Raw genomic sequence first — 15937 nt, forward strand, 5'->3', positions numbered from 1 at the left:
GGTGCCCGGCCGCCGCGCGCGGCCGACGAGCACTGGTGAGGAGGCGCGGCGTCCGCCCGCCGGACGGGGCGACGCCGCGGAGCCGATGACCTATCCCCCCGACGACGGTTCGTTCCCCGGTCCCCCCGGCGGGGAGCCCTTTCCCGGACAGCCGGGGCAGCCGCCGGGCGGTCGGCCGCCCCACGCGCCCGGCCACTCCCATGCCCCGCCCGCCCAGCCCGGGTACGGCGCGCACGGGGGCACGCCGCCGCTGCCGCCGGTTCCCGGCCACCCGGGGCGGCCCGGTCCGCGCCGGCGCCCCCGCGGGGGCCTGGTCGTCAGCGGCGCCGCCGCGGCCGTCCTGCTGGCGGCCTCCCTGGGCGTCGTGGTGTGGAACATCGCCGACGGCCGCCCCTACGCGGAACTTCCCGACTGCGGGCGGCTGCTGCCCGCCGAGGCGGTGGACTCCGTGCCCGGCACCGAGAACCTCCGCGCCGAGGGCGAGTACACCACCGTCGAAGACGAGGAGATGGCGTACCTGGCCGAGGAGGGCGTGCTCGGCTACCTCAGCTGCAGCGTCGGGAACGTCGACGGCTTCCCCCTGCACGTCACCGCCACCCTCTTCGAGTACGAGGACGGCGGGGAGGCCGTCGGGGAGTTCCACAGGGAGCTCGAGGACCAGCTCCGCGACCGCGAGCGGGGACGTCACGAGGAGGAGCGGGACCAGGCGGCGGTGCTCCTGGACTGGCGCCCCGTGTCCGCGGGCGACACCGGGTACGCGGTGCTCTTCGAGGGCGACGGGCACACCGACAGCGACGCCTACGGCTCGGCGGTCTTCGTCACCGTCAACGTCGGGGTGACGGTCTCCTACGCCGTCGGCGGCGACGACGGCGTCGGTGAGGCCGAGGCCCTGGACTTCCTCGCCGACTTCGCCGGACGGGTGGAGCGCCAGCTCTCCCGCGAGGGGGAGCGGGCCTGAGACCCGCCCGGGGACGTCCGGCCGCCCCCCCGGGGCGGCCGGACGCCGCCCTACGGGGCGGGGATGAGCTTGCCCGGGTTCAGGATCCCCTCCGGGTCCAGCGCGGCCTTGACCGCGCGCAGCACCTCCCCGCCCAGGGGGCCGATCTCCGCGGCCATCCACGGCAGGTGGTCGGTCCCCACCGCGTGGTGGTGGGTGATCGTCCCGCCGTTGGCGGCGATCGCCTCCGAGGCGGCCCGCTTGGCCCGGCCCCAGCGCTCCAGCGGCGCGGCTCCGGCCGCCGTCACCACCGTGAAGTACAGCGAGGCGCCCGTGGGGTAGGTGTGCGACACGTGGCACATGACCACGGCGCCGCCCTCCCCGTCCTCCAGCGCCCCGGTGAGCGCGCCGGAAACCGCCGCGTACAGCGGGAGCAGGCGGCTCCAGGGGGCCGCGGTCTCCAGGGTCTCGGCCAGCACCCCGGCCGACAGCAGGGAGTCGCGCAGGTAGGGCGCGGAGAACCGGTTGCCGCGCCAGTGCGCGACCGGCTCGGGGCCCAGCGGGGTGCCGCCCGCCCCGGCCATGGCCTCCCGCGCCGCGGCCGCGCGGACCTCCACCTCGGCACCGGTGCCCTCGAAGCCCAGGACCGCCTGGCAGCCGGGCGCGGACTCGCGCCCTCCCATGGCCGCTCCCACGAAGGTCTCCGCCTCGTCCAGGACCCGCGCCATGGTCGGCCGGATCCCGGACTGGGCCAGGGTCCGCAGCGCGTCCACGCCCGCCGCGAAGCCGGGGAAGGACCACGCCTCGTCCAGCACGCGCTCGGGGCGGCGGCGGATCCGCAGGCCCACCTCGGTGATCACGCCCAGCGTCCCCTCCGAGCCCAGCAGCAGGCGGCCCAGGTCCGGCCCGGCCGCCGAGGCGGGCGGGCCGCCCGTGTCCAGGGTGCCGCGCGGGGTGGCCGCGCGCAGCGAGACCACCATGTCCTCGAAGCGGCCGTACCCGGAGGAGGCCTGCCCGCTGGAGCGGGTGGCCGCGTAGCCGCCGACGCTCGCGTACTCGTAGCTCTGCGGCAGGTGCCCGAGCGTGCACCCGTGCTCGGCCAGCAGCGCCTCGGCGCGCGGGGTGCGCACGCCAGCGCCCAGGACGGCGGTCATGGAGGCGGTGTCCACCGACACCAGCCGGTCCAGGCGGCGCAGGTCCAGGCAGACCACGGCGCGCAGACCGCCGCGCAGGGGCGCGACCCCGCCCACCACGCTGGTTCCGCCGCCGAAGGGCACCACGGCCACGCGCTCGGCCGAGCACACCTCCAGGACGCGCCGGACCTGGTCGTGGTCGGCGGGGTACAGGACGGCGTCCGGTGCGGGGTCGGCCCTGCCCGCGCGGCGCAGCAGCAGGTCGGGAGTGCTCTTGCCGCCGCTGTGGCGCAGCCGGGCGGCGTCCCCGTCGTCCACGTGGCCGGGCCCGACCACACCGGCGAGCAGTCCGCGCAGCCGCTCGTCCAGCCGCGAGGGAGGCAGTTCCACCCGCTCCTCGGGGACGGGGGGCAGGTCCGCCAGGGGGGCCCGCAGCACCTGGGAGACCAGGTCGCGCAGACCGGGGTCCAGCGCGCGCGCCCGGGCGGGATCCCCCCACCCGAACCAGCTCATCTCGGGCGCCGCCTCCGGGGAAGTGTCGTCAGTCATGCTCTACAGTTTTACATATGGCGTCAATACGTAACGTTGAAGACCGCATCCTGGACGCGGCCCGCGCCTGTGTCGAGGCCTTCGGGGTGCGCCGCACCACCCTGACCGACGTGGCGCGCCGCGCCGGGGTCAGCCGGCCCACCGTGTACCGGCGCTGGCCCGACGCGACCGCGCTCGTGGCCGACCTGCTCACCCGGGAGCTGCGGCGGATCCTCGCCGACCAGGGCGACGGTCCCGGCGGGCCCGCCGGGGAGGACGTGCGCGCCCGGCTGGTCCGGCACGCGGCCGGGGTCGCCCGCGCGCTGCTCGCCCACCCGCTGTTCGTCCGGATCGTGGACACCGAGCCCGAACTCCTGGCCACCTACACCTTCCAGCGGCTGGGCACCAGCCACCGGGCGGCCCTCGACCTGGTGGAACCGGTCGTGGCCGAGGGCCAGCGCGACGGATCGGTGCGCGCGGGCGACCCCGCGGTGCTGGCCCGCCTCGTGCTGGTCACGGTCCAGGGCACGGTCACCTCCCGCCGCCTGTTCGCCGACGTCACCGACGAGTCCGGCCTCGTCGACGAGCTCGCCGCCCTCCTGGACGGCTACCTCCGCCCGCCGAACCAGGAGAGCCCATGAGCCCCGCTGTCCCCGCCGCCTCCTCCCTCAACACCGCCCGGCGCGCGGCCGACCTCGCCGCGCTGGAGCACGACCCCCGGATCGACCTCCTGGTCGTCGGCGGGGGAGTCACGGGCGCCGGAGTCGCGCTCGACGCCGCCTCGCGCGGCCTGTCCACCGCCCTGGTCGAACGCCACGACCTGGCCTTCGGCACCAGCCGCTGGAGTTCCAAGCTGGTCCACGGCGGCCTGCGCTACCTGGCCAGGGGACAGGTCGCCATCGCCTACGAGAGCGCCCGCGAGCGCGACGTCCTCATGCGGGTCACCGCGCCGCACCTGGTGCGGCCCCTGCCCATGGTCGTCCCCGTCCACCGGGGGACCGGACTCGCACGCGCCCTGTTCGTCCGAGCCGGGGCGGGGGCGGGCGACCTGCTGCGGATCATGGCCGGGACCCCCGGCGGCGTGCTGCCCCGGCCCCGCGTGGTCGGCCCGCGCCAGACCCTGCGCCTGGTCCCGGGCGTCGCGCGGCGGGGACTCCTCGGCGGCGTCGTGTCCTTCGACGGCCAGCTCGTGGACGACGCCCGCCTCGTGGTGGCCCTGGCCCGCACCGCCGCCCGCGAGGGCGCCCGGATCCTCACCCGCTGCTCGGCCGAGAGCCTGGCCGCCGACGGCGCCGTGCTGCGCGACGGGGTGACGGGCCGGATCGTCCCCGTGCGCCCGCGCGCGATCGTCAACGCCACCGGGGTCCACGCCGACCGGCTCGACCCCCGCGTGCGGTTGAGCCCCAGCCGGGGCAGCCACCTGGTGCTCGACGGCGCCGCCCTGGGCCGGCCCAGGGCCGCGCTCACCGTGCCGATCGACGGCAGCGCCAGCCGCTTCGTGTTCGCCCTGCCCCAGCCGGACGGCCGGGTCCTGGCCGGGCTCACCGACGAGCCCGTGGACGGCCCCGTGCCGGACGTGCCCGAGGTGCCCGACGGCGACGTGGACTTCCTGCTGGACCAGTTCAACCGGGCCCTGGAGACCCGCCTGGAGCGCGCCGACGTCCTGGGCGCCTTCGCCGGGCTGCGCCCGCTGGTGCACGGGGTCGGGGACAGCGCCGACCTGTCCCGCGAGCACGCCGTCACGGTCGCCCCGAACGGCACCGTCACCGTGGTCGGCGGCAAGCTCACCACCTACCGTGCCATGGCCGAGCAGGCCGTCGACACCGCCGTGCGCTCCCGCGGACTGTCCGCGGGCCCCTGCCGGACCCGCGCGCTGCCCCTGGTCGGCGCCGCCCCGCGCGAGGAGCTCGACGCCGTGGCCGCCCCGCGCCGCCTGGTGGCCAGGTACGGCACCGAGGCGGTCGCCGTGCTGGCCGAGGCCGACGCCGACCCGGAGCTGCTCGCACCCCTCGTCCGCGGGGTCACCGGGGCCGAACTCCGCTTCGGGGCGCGCCACGAGGGGGCCATGGACGCCGCTGACCTGCTGGACCGCCGCACCCGGGTCGGGCTCGTCCCCGCCGAGCGCTCCGCGGCCGAGGCCGCCGCCGAGGAGGCGCTCGGGGCCGTGGACTGAACGGCGGGACGGACCGGGGGGAGCCCGGCCGGAAAACGCGCGGGATTTCGGGGACTCACCACACCCGCATCCCCTGTCCCACAGGGTTCTGATCGCGTAAGGTCGTAGCCGTTCCCGCCGCCCCTCCCCCGAAGGCGGTTCCAGGACGCTCCCGCAGCCGCCCCCTTCCCCCGGTTCGCCTGCCCACTGAACCGCCCCGCCGAAGGAGTCCTCCCATGCCCACGCTCGTCTCCGTGCCGGCTCTGGCCAAGGCCGAGGACACCGTCCTCACGGGTGTACCGGACGAGTACCGGCACTACTTCAGCGGACGGCCGCCGGTCCCCTTCACCAAACGCCACTGGGAGTTCCCCGGGGAGCCCGCCAGCGTGCCGCTGGCCCGCGCCTTCCTGGACACCTGCGCGGCCGCCCGGGACAGCGACTACCGCTACGTCTTCTCGCTGCTGGGCACCGAGCTGGCCACCAACGCCATCCGGCACAGCCGCTCCGGCGAGGAGGGCCAGACCTTCGTGCTGCGGGTGACCCGGGCGCCCAACGGGCTCACGCTGGTCTGCCGGGACAACGGCAGGCCCACGCGCTCCCAGCCGGGAGAGGACCGCCCGCTGAGCGCCGGACCGCTGGAGGGCGACCGGCTCACCGCGGAGAACGGCCGGGGCCTGGCCCTGGTCGACAGCTTCGCCACCGCCTGGGGCGACAACGGCCACCCCAGCATCCGCAAGGTGTGGTTCCACCTGGCCTACGACCTCACCGGCAGCTCCTGGCCCGCCGCCTGAGCCCTGCCGGGGGCGGGGGAGCCAGGCGGGGCGTACGAGTGCTCGGCCCTTCCCAGGGGAGGGCCGACGCGGCAGGCGCGTGCGCGTTCCCCACGCGTCGGGCCCCGCAGCGCGGACGTGCCCGCGGCCATACGGTCCCGGCGGACCGGGCGTGCGCTCTTGCCACCCGGGCGCGGGCGTGTCAGCATACTGGCCAGTAGTCACATGTGGCGCGGATCACGGGACGGCGCGATCCCCGGTCCGCACGGGCCCGCGGGCCCGTGACACCGCACGCGGCGCCCCGGGCCGACGCCCTCACCTCCGCGGTCCGCGACGGTCGGCCACTCCCCCGACCGCCCCCTCGCGCCCCCGCCCCGAGGTGCCCGCCCATGGATTCCACCATCGCCACGATCGCGCTCCCGGCGGCACTCGCCGTCATCATGCTCGGCCTCGGCCTGAGCCTGACCGTCGGGGACTTCGTCCGACTGACCAGCATGCCCGGCACGGTCGCCCTCGTTCTGGGCTGCCAGATCCTCGTCCTGCCCCTGGTCTGCCTCGCCCTCGTCCTGCTCTTCGACCCGCCGCCCGCCCTGGCGGTGGGCATGATGCTGCTCGCCGCCTCGCCCGGCGGCACCACCGCCAGCCTGTACAGCTACCTGTTCCGCGGCAACGTCGCGCTCAACATCTCCCTGACGGCGCTCAACTCCCTCACCGCCATGGTGACCCTGCCGCTGATCACCAACCTGGCCATCGCCCACTTCATGGGCGACGGCGACACCCTCGGCCTCCAGGTCGGCAAGGTCCTCCAGGTGTTCGCGGTCATCCTGGTCCCCGTCGCGGTCGGCATGCTCGTCAGGGCGAGGGCGGACGCCTTCGCCCGGCGCATGGAGAGGCCGGTCAAGATCGCCTCCGTCGCGGTGCTGTTCGGCGTCATCGCCGTCGCGCTCTACCAGGAACTCGACAACATCGGCGACTACATCGTGTCCGTAGGGCTGATGGTGCTGCTGTTCAACATCGCCAGCCTCACCATCGGCTACTGGGCGCCGCGGGTCCTGGGCACCGGCCGCCCCGAGGCGATCGCCTCCTGCATGGAGATCGGCCTGCACAACACCACGCTGTCCCTGGCCATCGCGCTCAGCCCGGCCCTGCTCGGCAGCACCGAGATCGCCGTCCCGTCCGCGGTGTACGGCGTGCTGATGTTCTTCACCGCTGCCGCCACCGGCCTGCTGGTCACGCGCGGGGGAACCCGGGAGGAGGTTCCGGAGCCCGGCCGCTGACCCGCTCCCCGCCGGGGGCCGACCCGCCGGATCCGGCCGGGGCCGCTCACCTGCTGTCGAGGTAGGCGAGCACCGCGCGCACCCGGCGGTGCCCGCTGTCGGAGGGCGACAGCCCCAGCTTCGCGAAGATGTTGCCGACGTGCTTGTGCACCGCGTTCTCGGTGACCACGATCCGCTCGGCGATCTCGCCGTTGTCGAGCCCCTCCGCCATCAGCGCCAGGACCTCGTTCTCGCGGCGGGTGAGCGACTCCAGGGGGTCGCGGACCCGGCGGGCCAGCAGCTGCTGCACCACCGCCGGGTCCATCACCGTGCCGCCCCCGGCCACCCGCCGCAGCGCGTCCACGAACTCGCTGACCCGGCCCACCCGGTCCTTGAGCAGGTAGCCCACCCCGCCGCGGCCGTCGGCCAGCAGCTCCCCGGCGTAGTCCCTCTCCACGTACTGCGAGAGCACCAGCACCGGCAGCGCCTCGTGCCTGCGGCGGGCCCCGATCGCCGCGTGGATGCCCTCGTCGCGGAAGTTCGGCGGCAGCCGCACGTCCACGATGGCCAGGTCGGGCCGGTGGCGGTCCACGGCGTCGGCGAAGGCCGCCGCGTCCGCGGCCACCTCGGCCACCTCGAAGCCCCTGGTGGAGAGCAGCAGCTCCAGCCCCGCCGACAGCAGCACGTTGTCCTCGGCGATCACGATCCGCACGGCATCTCCACGTCGATCACGGTCGGCCCGCCCGCCGGGCTGTCCACGCGTACCGTACCGTCCAGGGCGGCCACCCGGCGGCGCAGTCCCCGCACCCCGCTGCCGCGCTCCTCGTCCACCCCGCCCGAGCCGTCGTCGCGCACCGTCACCCGCAGCACGCCGTCCGCCCGTTCCAGGCGCACGGAGACCTCCTCGGCCCCGCTGTGCTTGACCGCGTTGGTGACCGACTCGGTGACCACGAAGTAGGCCGCGGTCTCCACCGCCACCGGGAGCGCGCCCAGCTCGCCCACGTCCAGGCGGGTGGGGACGGTGGTGCGGGCGGCCAGCGCGGTCAGCGCCCCGGACAGCCCCCGGTCGGCCAGGATCGGCGGGTAGATGCCCTGGATCACCTCGCGCAGCTCGGCCATCGCCTCCTCGGCGCCCTCGTGGGCGTTGCGGAGCAGCGCGGCCACGGCCGGGTTCTCCACCGCCTCCCGCGCCACACCCAGCTGCATGGCGATCGCCACCAACCGCGCCTGGGTGCCGTCGTGCAGGTCGCGCTCGATCCGGCGCAGCTCCGCGCCGTGCGCGTCCACCACGTCGGCGCGCGTGCGGCTCAGCTCGTCCACCCGGGCCGCCAGCAGCTCCGCCTCGGTGGGGGCCAGCAGCGCCAGGGTCATGCGGGCGTGGGCCCGGGCCGCCGGGACGGCCGCGCCCAGGCCCAGCGCGCATCCCACCACCGCGTAGGCGGCCCCGGTGACCAGAGCGGTGCCCCAGTCCAGCACCGGGAGCCACAGGAGCTGCAACGGCTCCTCCCGCGGGACCGCCCACCAGAACAGGTACTGCGGCGCGCTCAACGGCATCGCGAGGGCCAGCAGCCCCACGAGCCCCAGCACGGTGCTGGCGGGCGCGAACGCGGGCAGCCACAGCAGGACGCGGCGGGTGGACGGCCGACCCCACAGCTCCCGGAAACCGGACGCCTCCCGCCCGCCCACGCGCGGGACCGGCACGCCCAGGAAACGGGAGGCCCACCCCTGGTGCCAGGAGGCCCACCGGCCCAGCAGCCCCACCCAGCGCGGGAGCAGCACGAACCCCAGGCCCCCGATCGGGATGGTCAGCGCCACGGCCAGGGTCAGCGGCAGCATCGCCAGCGTCACCAGACCCGAACCCAGAACCACCAGCAGGTACGTGCTGGCCCGCAGCGCCCGCCTCCAGACCGCGCCCATACCCGCCGTCCCTTCCTCTCGCCCGTCGACCAACGACAGTCTGGTCCATCGCGGACGCCCCGGGCACTACAGCCAGCCACCCTCTCCGCCCGCGGCCGCCGACCGGGGCGACCGCGCACTGTCGTGGGTCGGGAGCACACTGGGGGCATGCACACGACTCCTCCCTCCCACCGCTCACCCGATTGGGAAGGAGCCGATCGTCCGCTCCTGCCCCGGGCCGGGAGCGAACGCGAGGTCCTCACCGCCTACCTCGACTGGCAACGGGCCACCTTCGCGGCGAAGTGCGCCGGACTCACCCCGCAGCAGCTCTCCGCGAGGTCGGTGGAGCCCTCGGCCATGAGCCTGCACGGACTGGTCCGGCACCTGGCCGGAGTGGAGCGGTGGTGGCTGCGCATCAGGTTCGCGGGCGAGGAGTTGCCGCTGCTGTACTACTCCGACGACGATCCCGACCAGGACTTCGGCGACGTGGCGGGCGACCCGGCCGAGGCGTTCGCGGTCTGGCATGAGGAGACCGCCCGGGGGCGGGAGATCGCCGCGGCCTTCCCCCTGGACGCGATCGGCGGACCGGATCCCGAGGGCCCCGTCCAACTGCGGACCGTGCTGGTCAGGCTGATCGCCGAGTACGCGCGCCACAACGGCCACGCCGACCTGCTGCGCGAGCGCGTCGACGGATCCACCGGACACTGAGACCGTGGACGGGAACCCCCGCCCGCTTCCGCAACGGAGCACGATCGGCGACCGCGACGCATCGACCCGCGGCCGACCCGTCCGCCCTCCAGGGCGGCGCGGTCACGGCGGCCCGGGTGGTGCCGGTGCGGGCGGCGAAGGTGTGGCCGTTCCGCCGGCGCGACGCCTGACCCGGGGGAGGGGTCGGGGCGCCGCCGCGCGTGCCCCGGCTCAGTCCCCCGGCCCCTCCTCCTCGTCCTCGTCGCGGGTCAGGGAGTCCACGGCCACCGCCACGCTGATCACCAGGGCGGGATCCCCGGCGAGGTCGGTGCGGTGGGTGTTCACGTCCACCGCGTAGGTGTCCAGGACGCGGAACCACTTGCGGGACACGTGCGCGACGGTGCCGTGCTCGTCGCTGATCACGTACTCCTTGCCGAGGAAGTCCCCGGTCACCTCCCAGTCCGGCGCGCCCTCCACCTCCACCACGAGCTTGTCGCGCAGCGGGTTGACCAGGCGCTTGCGCACGGTGGCGGTGGCGCCGCCCTCCCGCTCGACCGTCATCTGGTCGCGCAGTCTGAACAGCTTCTTGCGGATGACGGCGAGGACGGTGCCGCCGGTGTCCTTGAGCTCGAAGGTCGTGCGCAGCCGCAGCGCCTTGCCGTCCACGAGGAAGACTTTCTCACCCGCCTCGTCGGTCACCCAGTAGTCGTCACCGATGTCGAAAACGCGTTCGCGTACCAGGAACTTCATGCCTCGAAGTTAGGGCACGCGCGCCCGCCGCACCAGAGGCCGTCCGCGCCCGTGGACAACGCCTCCCGGGCAGGGCCGCCCCGGGCCGCACCGGCCGGGAGACCGCCCGGCGCGGCTCCGCGCCGACACCGCCGCCGGACGGGGTCGTGCCCGCGAAAGTCCGCCCGCTCCGGCACAACACGCGCCGGAGCGGGTACCTATGGGCACATCCCGACCCGGAAAGGTCCCCATGACCTGGCACACCCGGCCCATGGCCGCGTTCGACACCGAGTCCACCGGCCTGGACCTGGCCAACGACCGGATCGTCACCGCCGCCCTGTGGCGCATCGACCCCGCGGCCCGCACCAAGGAGGTCACCACCTGGCTCATCGACCCCGGGATCGAGATCCCCCGGGAAGCCACCGACATCCACCACATCACCACCGAGCACGCCCGCGAGCACGGCCGCCCCGCAGCCGAGGCGGTGCCCGAGATCGGCGCCGCCCTGGAGAAGGCCGCCGCGGACGGAGTGCCGGTGGTGGTCTACAACGCCCCCTACGACCTGGGACTGCTCTCCGCCGAACTCCGGCGCCACGACGCCGGGGCGCGCTTCGACGGGACGCTGCGCGTCCTGGACCCGCTGGTGATCGACAAGCGCTTCGACACCTTCCGGCGCGGCTCGCGCAAGCTGGTCGACGTGTGCGCCCACCACGGCGTGCGCCTGGACGCCGAGCAGGCGCACGGGGCCGCCGCGGACGCGCTCGCCGCCGCCCGACTGGCCTGGAAGCTCGCCGCCGCCCACCCCGAACTGGCGGCCATGGACATCGACGACCTGCACGCCGCGCAGGCCGTCTGGAAGGCCGAACAGGCCGCGAGCTTCCAGGACTACCTGCGGCGCAGGGATCCCGAGGCGGTCGTGGACGGCTCCTGGCCGCTGCCCGGCCCCGCCTGACCGGGCACCGACCACCGCGCCGGACCGGCCGGGCGACCACGGGCGGCCCCGACACGCGGGGCGGTGGTACCGGGAGCTCCCGGTACCACCGCCCCGCGCGGCGTCGTACGTCCTGTCCACCGCGTGCCCGGTCCACCGTGTGTCCGGGGAAGTCCGGGAAACGTGGTGCCGGGTGCCGTGAAACGAAGAACGCCGACCGTGGCGGTCGGCGTCGTTCCGGCTGCTCAGCGGGGTGAATCCGCTGGTCCGCTGTGATGTGCCCCCTGCAGGATTCGAACCTGCGCACACGGCTCCGGAGGCCGTTGCTCTATCCCCTGAGCTAAGGGGGCTGGCTTGCGTGAACAACTGTAGCAGGGGCGCGCCGCCCTTCGTCCACCCGTCGACGCCGCGCCCGCCCCGGCCCGGCGATGACCGCAATCCGGTGGTGCCGTGTCGCCCGGCGGCGGTAGGGTCGCGCCCGTGAACGCCCTACCCACACGGGTTCTCGTCGTCGAGGACGACGACGTCATCCGCGAGCTCATCCGCCTCAACCTCGAACTGGAGGGGTTCGAGGTGTTCACCGCCGTGGACGGCCAGGACTGCCTCGACCGCGCCGCGCACATCGACCCGCACGTGGTCACCATGGACGTCATGATGCCCCGCGTGGACGGCTGGACGGCCGTCGAGCGCCTGCGCGCCGACGCCCGCACCCGCGACCGCCCCATCATCATGGTCACCGCGCGCACCCAGGAGACGGACCACCAGCGCGGCAGGCGCGTCGGCATGGACGCCTACCTCACCAAGCCCTTCGACCCCGACGTGCTCATCGACATCATCCGGAGCCTGGTCGACAGGGGCTGGGAGTGACCCCCAGACACCTGGAGGCCGCCGTCCGCGCGGCCGCCGCGCGGGCCCTGGACCTGGCCCCGGACGCGATCCCCTTCGTGTGGCCCCGCAACGACCACGCGGACGGGGGCGCCGACGCCGCCACCGCCCTGCCGCCCCGCCTGGCGGGCGGCGCCGGCGGCCGGGAGACCGACCGCAGGGGGGACCGCCGCGCCGAGGTCCGCGACCGCGTCGCCGCCGAGCTCTCGGCCATGCGCGACGAGGGCCTGGTGGACTTCGACCGCGTCACCGGCGACGGCCGCGGCTTCCTCAACGTCACCTTCACCGGGCGCCAGCGCGACGCCCTGCTCGCCGCGGCGGCCGACGGGCCCCGCTTCCTCACCGGCCGGGACTGGGACGGCGAGGGGGAGTGGCCCGCCTCCGCCCTGCACGAGGCCGGGCCGGTCGCCCAGGCCCGCAGGCTCGCCCGCGCCGACGCCCGAGCCCGCGTCGCCCTGGCGGTCGGCCCCCGGACCCCTCCGCCCGCCCCCGGCGAGGCCTCCTGGCGAGACCCCTACCTCGACGGCGGGCACAGGGAACTGCTCACCCCCGCCGCGCGCGCCCTCGGCGCGGTCGGCGAGGACAGCGCGCGCGTCGCCTTCTGCCGCTCGGTGCCCGAGCACCCGCGCGGCACCGAGACCACCGGGCGCGACCTGCCGGTGCTGCCCTCCGCCGAGTACCCCGGGGCCTGGGCGCGCCTGACCGACGCCAACCCCGCCTTCCGGATGCGCTACGCCCACGCCCACGCGACCAGCCTCGTGCGCTGGAGCGCCGAGGGCGCGCCGCCCCCCGCGGCCAGCCCCGACCGCACCGCCGCCGTGCGCGGCCTCCTCTTCGACGGCCCCAGCGCCCTGGACACGGCCGCCCGCCGAGAGGAACCCCATATCCTGGTCCGATACCTGGAGGCGCTGACCAGTGCCTACGATGAGTGGCGGACGTGTTCCGCCGCGGTCCCCGAAGCCTCTGAGCGGACCGCCGCGGACCCGGCCCTGCCAGCAGCCGTCGCCGGAGTCCTCCGCACCGGACTCCTCCTGCTCGGGGTGTCAGCGCCCACAAGGCTGTAGACGCCCCGTGCCCCCCGGTGGGCCGTACCCGTCCCCGGCGTTCCGACCGGTTCGGTGGACAATGGGGGGTGCCGCCGACCCGCACAGCCGTACAGTCCCAGCCGAAAGCCCATCATGAGCCGCTACGCCCACCCCGCCGGTTCCCGCCACGCGGAGATCCTGCCGGAGGACAACCCGCCGCTGCCGCCCGAGGACCTCAACGCCCTCGACCCGCGCGTGTGGCCCGCCACCGCGCGCCGAACGGACGGTGAGCTCACCGTCGGCGGCGTCGGCGTGCGCGAACTCGCCGCCGCCCACGGCACACCGCTCTTCGTCATGGACGAGGAGGACTTCCGAGGCCGCGCCCGCGACTACCGCACCGCCTTCTCCGACGCCGACGTCTACTACGCGGGCAAGGCGCTGCTGACCAAGGCCGTCGCGCGCTGGGTCAACGAGGAGGGGCTCAAGCTCGACGTGTGCTCGGGCGGCGAACTCACCGTCGCCCTGGCCGCCGGGGTCCCCGCCGAGCGCATCGGCATGCACGGCAACAACAAGTCCGCCGCCGAGCTGCGCCGCGCCGTCGAGGCCGGGGTGGGCCGCGTCATCATCGACTCCCTCGACGAGATCGAGCGCCTCGGCGCGATCGCCGCCGAACTCGGCGCCCGCCCCAAGGTCCTCATCCGCGTCACCACCGGCGTGGAGGCGCACACCCACGAGTTCGTCGCCACCGCCCACGACGACCAGAAGTTCGGCTTCGCGATGAGCACCGGCGCCGCCGCCGAGGCCGTCCGCCGCGTCCTGGCCGCCCCGCACCTGGAACTCGTCGGCCTGCACTCGCACATCGGCTCGCAGATCTTCGACACCTCCGGCTTCGAGGTCGCCGCCCGCCGCGTGACCCGGTTCCTCACCGGTGTCCACGACGAGCTGGGCGTCACCCTGGCCGAGCTCGACCTCGGCGGCGGCCTGGGCATCGCCTACACCTCCGGCGACGACCCCCTGGACCCCAAGACCATCGCGGGGAGCCTCACCTCCATCGTGCGCCGCGAGTGCGAGGAGGCCGGACTGCCGGTGCCCCGCATCGCGGTCGAGCCCGGCCGCGCCATCGCGGGCCCGGCGGGGATCACCGTCTACGAGGTCGGTACCGTCAAGGACGTGGAGGGCATCCGCACCTACGTCAGCGTCGACGGCGGCATGAGCGACAACATCCGCACCGCCCTGTACGGCTCGGAGTACACCAGCCAGCTCGTCTCCCGCGAGAGCGACGCCGAGCCCATGCTGTCCCGCCTGGTCGGCAAGCACTGCGAGAGCGGAGACATCATCGTCCACGACCTCTACCTGCCCGCGGACCTGCGCCCGGGCGACCTGGTGGCCGTCGCCGCCACCGGGGCCTACTGCTACTCCATGGCGAGCAACTACAACCACCTGCCCCGGCCGGCCATGGTCGCGGTCCGCGGCGGGAGCTCCCGCGTCATCGTGCGCAGGGAGAACGAGGAGGACCTCCTCCGCCTCGACGTCGGCTGAACGGTCCCGACGGCGGCCGGGGCCGCCCCGAGACGAGGATTCACGAGAGAAGTGGGAGTCACGCCCAAATGGCGATGAAGGTGGCGCTGCTCGGATGCGGCGTGGTGGGCTCGGAAGTCGTCCGCCTGGTCAACGAGCAGTCCGAGGAACTGGCCGCGCGGGTGGGCACGCCCATCGAGATCGGGGGCATCGCGGTGCGCCGCCTGGGCCGCGACCGCGGCGTCGACCCGGCGCTGCTGACCACCGACGCCACGGCCCTGGCCACGCGTCCCGACATCGACCTCGTGGTGGAGGTCATCGGCGGCATCGAACCGGCCCGCTCGCTGATCCTCGCCGCGATCAAGTCGGGCAAGTCCGTGGTCACGGCCAACAAGGCCCTGCTCGCCGAGGACGGCCAGACCCTGCACGCCGCCGCCCGCGACGCCGGGGTGGACCTGTACTACGAGGCCTCCGTGGCGGGCGCGATCCCGCTGCTGCGGCCGCTGCGCGACTCGCTCGCGGGGGACAGGGTCAACCGCGTGCTGGGCATCGTCAACGGCACCACCAACTACATCCTCGACCGGATGGACTCCCTGGGCGCAGGGTTCACCGAGTCCCTGGAACAGGCGCAGGCCCTCGGGTACGCCGAGGCCGACCCCACCGCGGACGTGGAGGGCTTCGACGCGGCGGCCAAGGCCGCCATCCTGGCCCGGCTGGCCTTCCACACCCAGCGGGTGACCGCCGCCGACGTGCACCGCGAGGGCATCACCGGCGTGTCCGCGGGCGACATCGCCAGCGCCCGCGCGATGGGCTGCGTGGTCAAACTCCTGGCCATCTGCCAGCGCTCGCAGGACGGGGAGTCGGTGGGCGTGCGCGTCCACCCGGTGATGCTCCCGGTCGGGCACCCCCTGGCCAGTGTCAAGGAGGCCTACAACGCGGTGTTCGTGGAGGCCGAGTCCGCGGGCCGCCTGATGTTCTACGGGGCCGGGGCGGGGGGTACCCCCACCGCCAGCGCGGTCCTGGGCGACCTGGTCGCGGTGGCGCGCAACCGCCTCGCCGACACCTCGGTGGCCGAGGGCGGGCACGACACCGGGCTGCCGGTGCACGACATGGGCGAGACCATCACCAGCTACCACGTGGCGCTGGACGTGGCGGACCGCCCCGGCGTGCTGTCCAAGGTCGCGGAGATCTTCGCCGACCACGGCGTGTCCATCAAGAACGTGCGCCAGGAGGGCACCGGGGACGACGCCCAGCTGGTGCTGGTGAGCCACCCCGCCCCCGACGCCGCGCTCAGCGCCACGGTCGAGGACCTGCGCGTCCACGACATGGTGCGCGAGGTGGCCAGTGTCATGCGCGTGGAGACCTTCGCCGACTGAGCGGACCGCGCGCCGCGGACGGCCGGGACCCCGCGGAGGGCCGCACGGGACCCGTGCGGCCCTCCGCCGACCCCCATGTCCGTATGATGAGACACCAGACCGCGATTCGAGATA

General features: G+C 75.1%; 15 protein-coding genes and 1 tRNA gene. 11 read left to right on the forward strand and 5 right to left on the reverse strand.

Annotation, left to right across the window (positions count from 1 at the left end; translation table 11 throughout):
- Nucleotides 1-85 precede the first annotated feature (85 nt).
- The gene (locus tag EV372_RS15715; protein WP_130396586.1) at nt 86-958 is read left to right on the forward strand and encodes a hypothetical protein; all 873 of its coding nucleotides are present in this window, start codon (nt 86-88) and stop codon (nt 956-958) included.
- 50 nt (nt 959-1008) lie between these two features.
- Here EV372_RS15715 and EV372_RS15720 read toward each other — a convergent pair whose 3' ends face one another.
- Nucleotides 1009-2619: an FAD-binding oxidoreductase gene (locus EV372_RS15720; protein WP_197044264.1), complete on the reverse strand. Its 1611-nt coding sequence runs from the start codon at nt 2617-2619 to the stop codon at nt 1009-1011.
- A gap of 17 nt (nt 2620-2636) precedes the next feature.
- Here EV372_RS15720 and EV372_RS15725 point away from each other — a divergent pair, with 17 nt between their 5' ends.
- The 4 genes from EV372_RS15725 (at nt 2637) to EV372_RS15740 (ending at nt 6797) form a co-directional block, all read left to right on the forward strand.
- Complete coding sequence (locus tag EV372_RS15725) at nt 2637-3239, forward strand: TetR/AcrR family transcriptional regulator (protein ID WP_130396587.1); 603 nt, start codon at nt 2637-2639, stop codon at nt 3237-3239.
- On the forward strand, nt 3236-4771 hold the full coding sequence (locus EV372_RS15730; protein ID WP_130396588.1) for a glycerol-3-phosphate dehydrogenase/oxidase: 1536 nt from the start codon (nt 3236-3238) through the stop codon (nt 4769-4771). Before EV372_RS15725 ends, EV372_RS15730 begins: the two co-directional genes overlap by 4 nt.
- A gap of 215 nt (nt 4772-4986) precedes the next feature.
- Entirely contained in the window at nt 4987-5541 is a 555-nt protein-coding gene (locus EV372_RS15735; protein WP_013151361.1) for an ATP-binding protein, read from the forward strand.
- A gap of 368 nt (nt 5542-5909) precedes the next feature.
- Nucleotides 5910-6797 carry a bile acid:sodium symporter family protein gene (locus tag EV372_RS15740; protein WP_130396589.1) on the forward strand — a complete coding sequence of 296 codons (888 nt, stop codon included), beginning with the start codon at nt 5910-5912 and terminating at the stop codon, nt 6795-6797.
- Between the two features lie 46 nt (nt 6798-6843).
- On the opposite strand, the gene EV372_RS15745 is transcribed toward EV372_RS15740, so the two are convergent.
- Complete coding sequence (locus tag EV372_RS15745) at nt 6844-7488, reverse strand: LuxR C-terminal-related transcriptional regulator (RefSeq protein WP_013151363.1); 645 nt, start codon at nt 7486-7488, stop codon at nt 6844-6846.
- Nucleotides 7476-8693 (reverse strand): sensor histidine kinase, encoded by a 1218-nt coding sequence (locus EV372_RS15750; protein WP_130396590.1) that lies wholly within the window; start codon nt 8691-8693, stop codon nt 7476-7478. Before EV372_RS15750 ends, EV372_RS15745 begins: the two co-directional genes overlap by 13 nt.
- Nucleotides 8694-8840: 147 nt before the next feature.
- On the opposite strand from EV372_RS15750, the gene EV372_RS15755 reads away from it, so the two are divergent.
- A complete protein-coding gene (locus EV372_RS15755) occupies nt 8841-9380 on the forward strand; it encodes a DinB family protein (RefSeq protein WP_130396591.1) in 540 nt (179 codons plus the stop codon).
- A gap of 210 nt (nt 9381-9590) precedes the next feature.
- Here the strand turns inward: EV372_RS15755 and EV372_RS15765 are convergent, their stop codons facing one another.
- The gene (locus EV372_RS15765) at nt 9591-10109 is read right to left on the reverse strand and encodes an LURP-one-related/scramblase family protein (protein ID WP_130396592.1); all 519 of its coding nucleotides are present in this window, start codon (nt 10107-10109) and stop codon (nt 9591-9593) included.
- Nucleotides 10110-10338: 229 nt separating this feature from the next.
- Between EV372_RS15765 and EV372_RS15770 the strand changes: the two genes are divergently transcribed.
- Entirely contained in the window at nt 10339-11040 is a 702-nt protein-coding gene (locus EV372_RS15770) for an exonuclease domain-containing protein (RefSeq protein WP_130396593.1), read from the forward strand.
- A gap of 257 nt (nt 11041-11297) precedes the next feature.
- Here EV372_RS15770 and EV372_RS15775 read toward each other — a convergent pair.
- A tRNA-Arg gene (locus EV372_RS15775) sits at nt 11298-11369 on the reverse strand.
- A 130-nt stretch (nt 11370-11499) separates the two neighbouring features.
- On the opposite strand from EV372_RS15775, the gene EV372_RS15780 reads away from it, so the two are divergent.
- From EV372_RS15780 to EV372_RS15795, 4 genes are all read left to right on the forward strand, one after another.
- A complete protein-coding gene (locus EV372_RS15780; RefSeq protein ID WP_130396594.1) occupies nt 11500-11886 on the forward strand; it encodes a response regulator in 387 nt (128 codons plus the stop codon).
- Nucleotides 11883-12968, forward strand: coding sequence for a DALR anticodon-binding domain-containing protein (locus EV372_RS15785; protein WP_130396595.1), 1086 nt, complete (start codon nt 11883-11885; stop codon nt 12966-12968). Before EV372_RS15780 ends, EV372_RS15785 begins: the two co-directional genes overlap by 4 nt.
- A 114-nt stretch (nt 12969-13082) precedes the next feature.
- Nucleotides 13083-14468: a diaminopimelate decarboxylase gene (lysA, locus tag EV372_RS15790; protein WP_130396596.1), complete on the forward strand. Its 1386-nt coding sequence runs from the start codon at nt 13083-13085 to the stop codon at nt 14466-14468.
- Between the two features lie 68 nt (nt 14469-14536).
- Nucleotides 14537-15823, forward strand: coding sequence for a homoserine dehydrogenase (locus EV372_RS15795; RefSeq protein WP_130396597.1), 1287 nt, complete (start codon nt 14537-14539; stop codon nt 15821-15823).
- The last annotated feature ends 114 nt before the right edge of the window (nt 15824-15937 follow it).

The organism is Nocardiopsis sp. CNZ308, assembly GCF_004217075.1.

Bases quoted from the DNA above. Each gene is read 5' to 3' on its own strand.
- EV372_RS15715 (WP_130396586.1), top strand. From the start codon at position 86: ATGACCTATCCCCCCGACGACGGTTCGTTCCCCGGTCCCCCCGGCGGG.
- EV372_RS15720 (WP_197044264.1), bottom strand. From the start codon at position 2,619: ATGACTGACGACACTTCCCCGGAGGCGGCGCCCGAGATGAGCTGGTTC.
- EV372_RS15725 (WP_130396587.1), top strand. From the start codon at position 2,637: ATGGCGTCAATACGTAACGTTGAAGACCGCATCCTGGACGCGGCCCGC.
- EV372_RS15730 (WP_130396588.1), top strand. From the start codon at position 3,236: ATGAGCCCCGCTGTCCCCGCCGCCTCCTCCCTCAACACCGCCCGGCGC.
- EV372_RS15735 (WP_013151361.1), top strand. From the start codon at position 4,987: ATGCCCACGCTCGTCTCCGTGCCGGCTCTGGCCAAGGCCGAGGACACC.
- EV372_RS15740 (WP_130396589.1), top strand. From the start codon at position 5,910: ATGGATTCCACCATCGCCACGATCGCGCTCCCGGCGGCACTCGCCGTC.
- EV372_RS15750 (WP_130396590.1), bottom strand. From the start codon at position 8,693: ATGGGCGCGGTCTGGAGGCGGGCGCTGCGGGCCAGCACGTACCTGCTG.
- EV372_RS15755 (WP_130396591.1), top strand. From the start codon at position 8,841: ATGCACACGACTCCTCCCTCCCACCGCTCACCCGATTGGGAAGGAGCC.
- EV372_RS15765 (WP_130396592.1), bottom strand. From the start codon at position 10,109: ATGAAGTTCCTGGTACGCGAACGCGTTTTCGACATCGGTGACGACTAC.
- EV372_RS15770 (WP_130396593.1), top strand. From the start codon at position 10,339: ATGACCTGGCACACCCGGCCCATGGCCGCGTTCGACACCGAGTCCACC.
- lysA (WP_130396596.1), top strand. From the start codon at position 13,083: ATGAGCCGCTACGCCCACCCCGCCGGTTCCCGCCACGCGGAGATCCTG.
- EV372_RS15795 (WP_130396597.1), top strand. From the start codon at position 14,537: ATGGCGATGAAGGTGGCGCTGCTCGGATGCGGCGTGGTGGGCTCGGAA.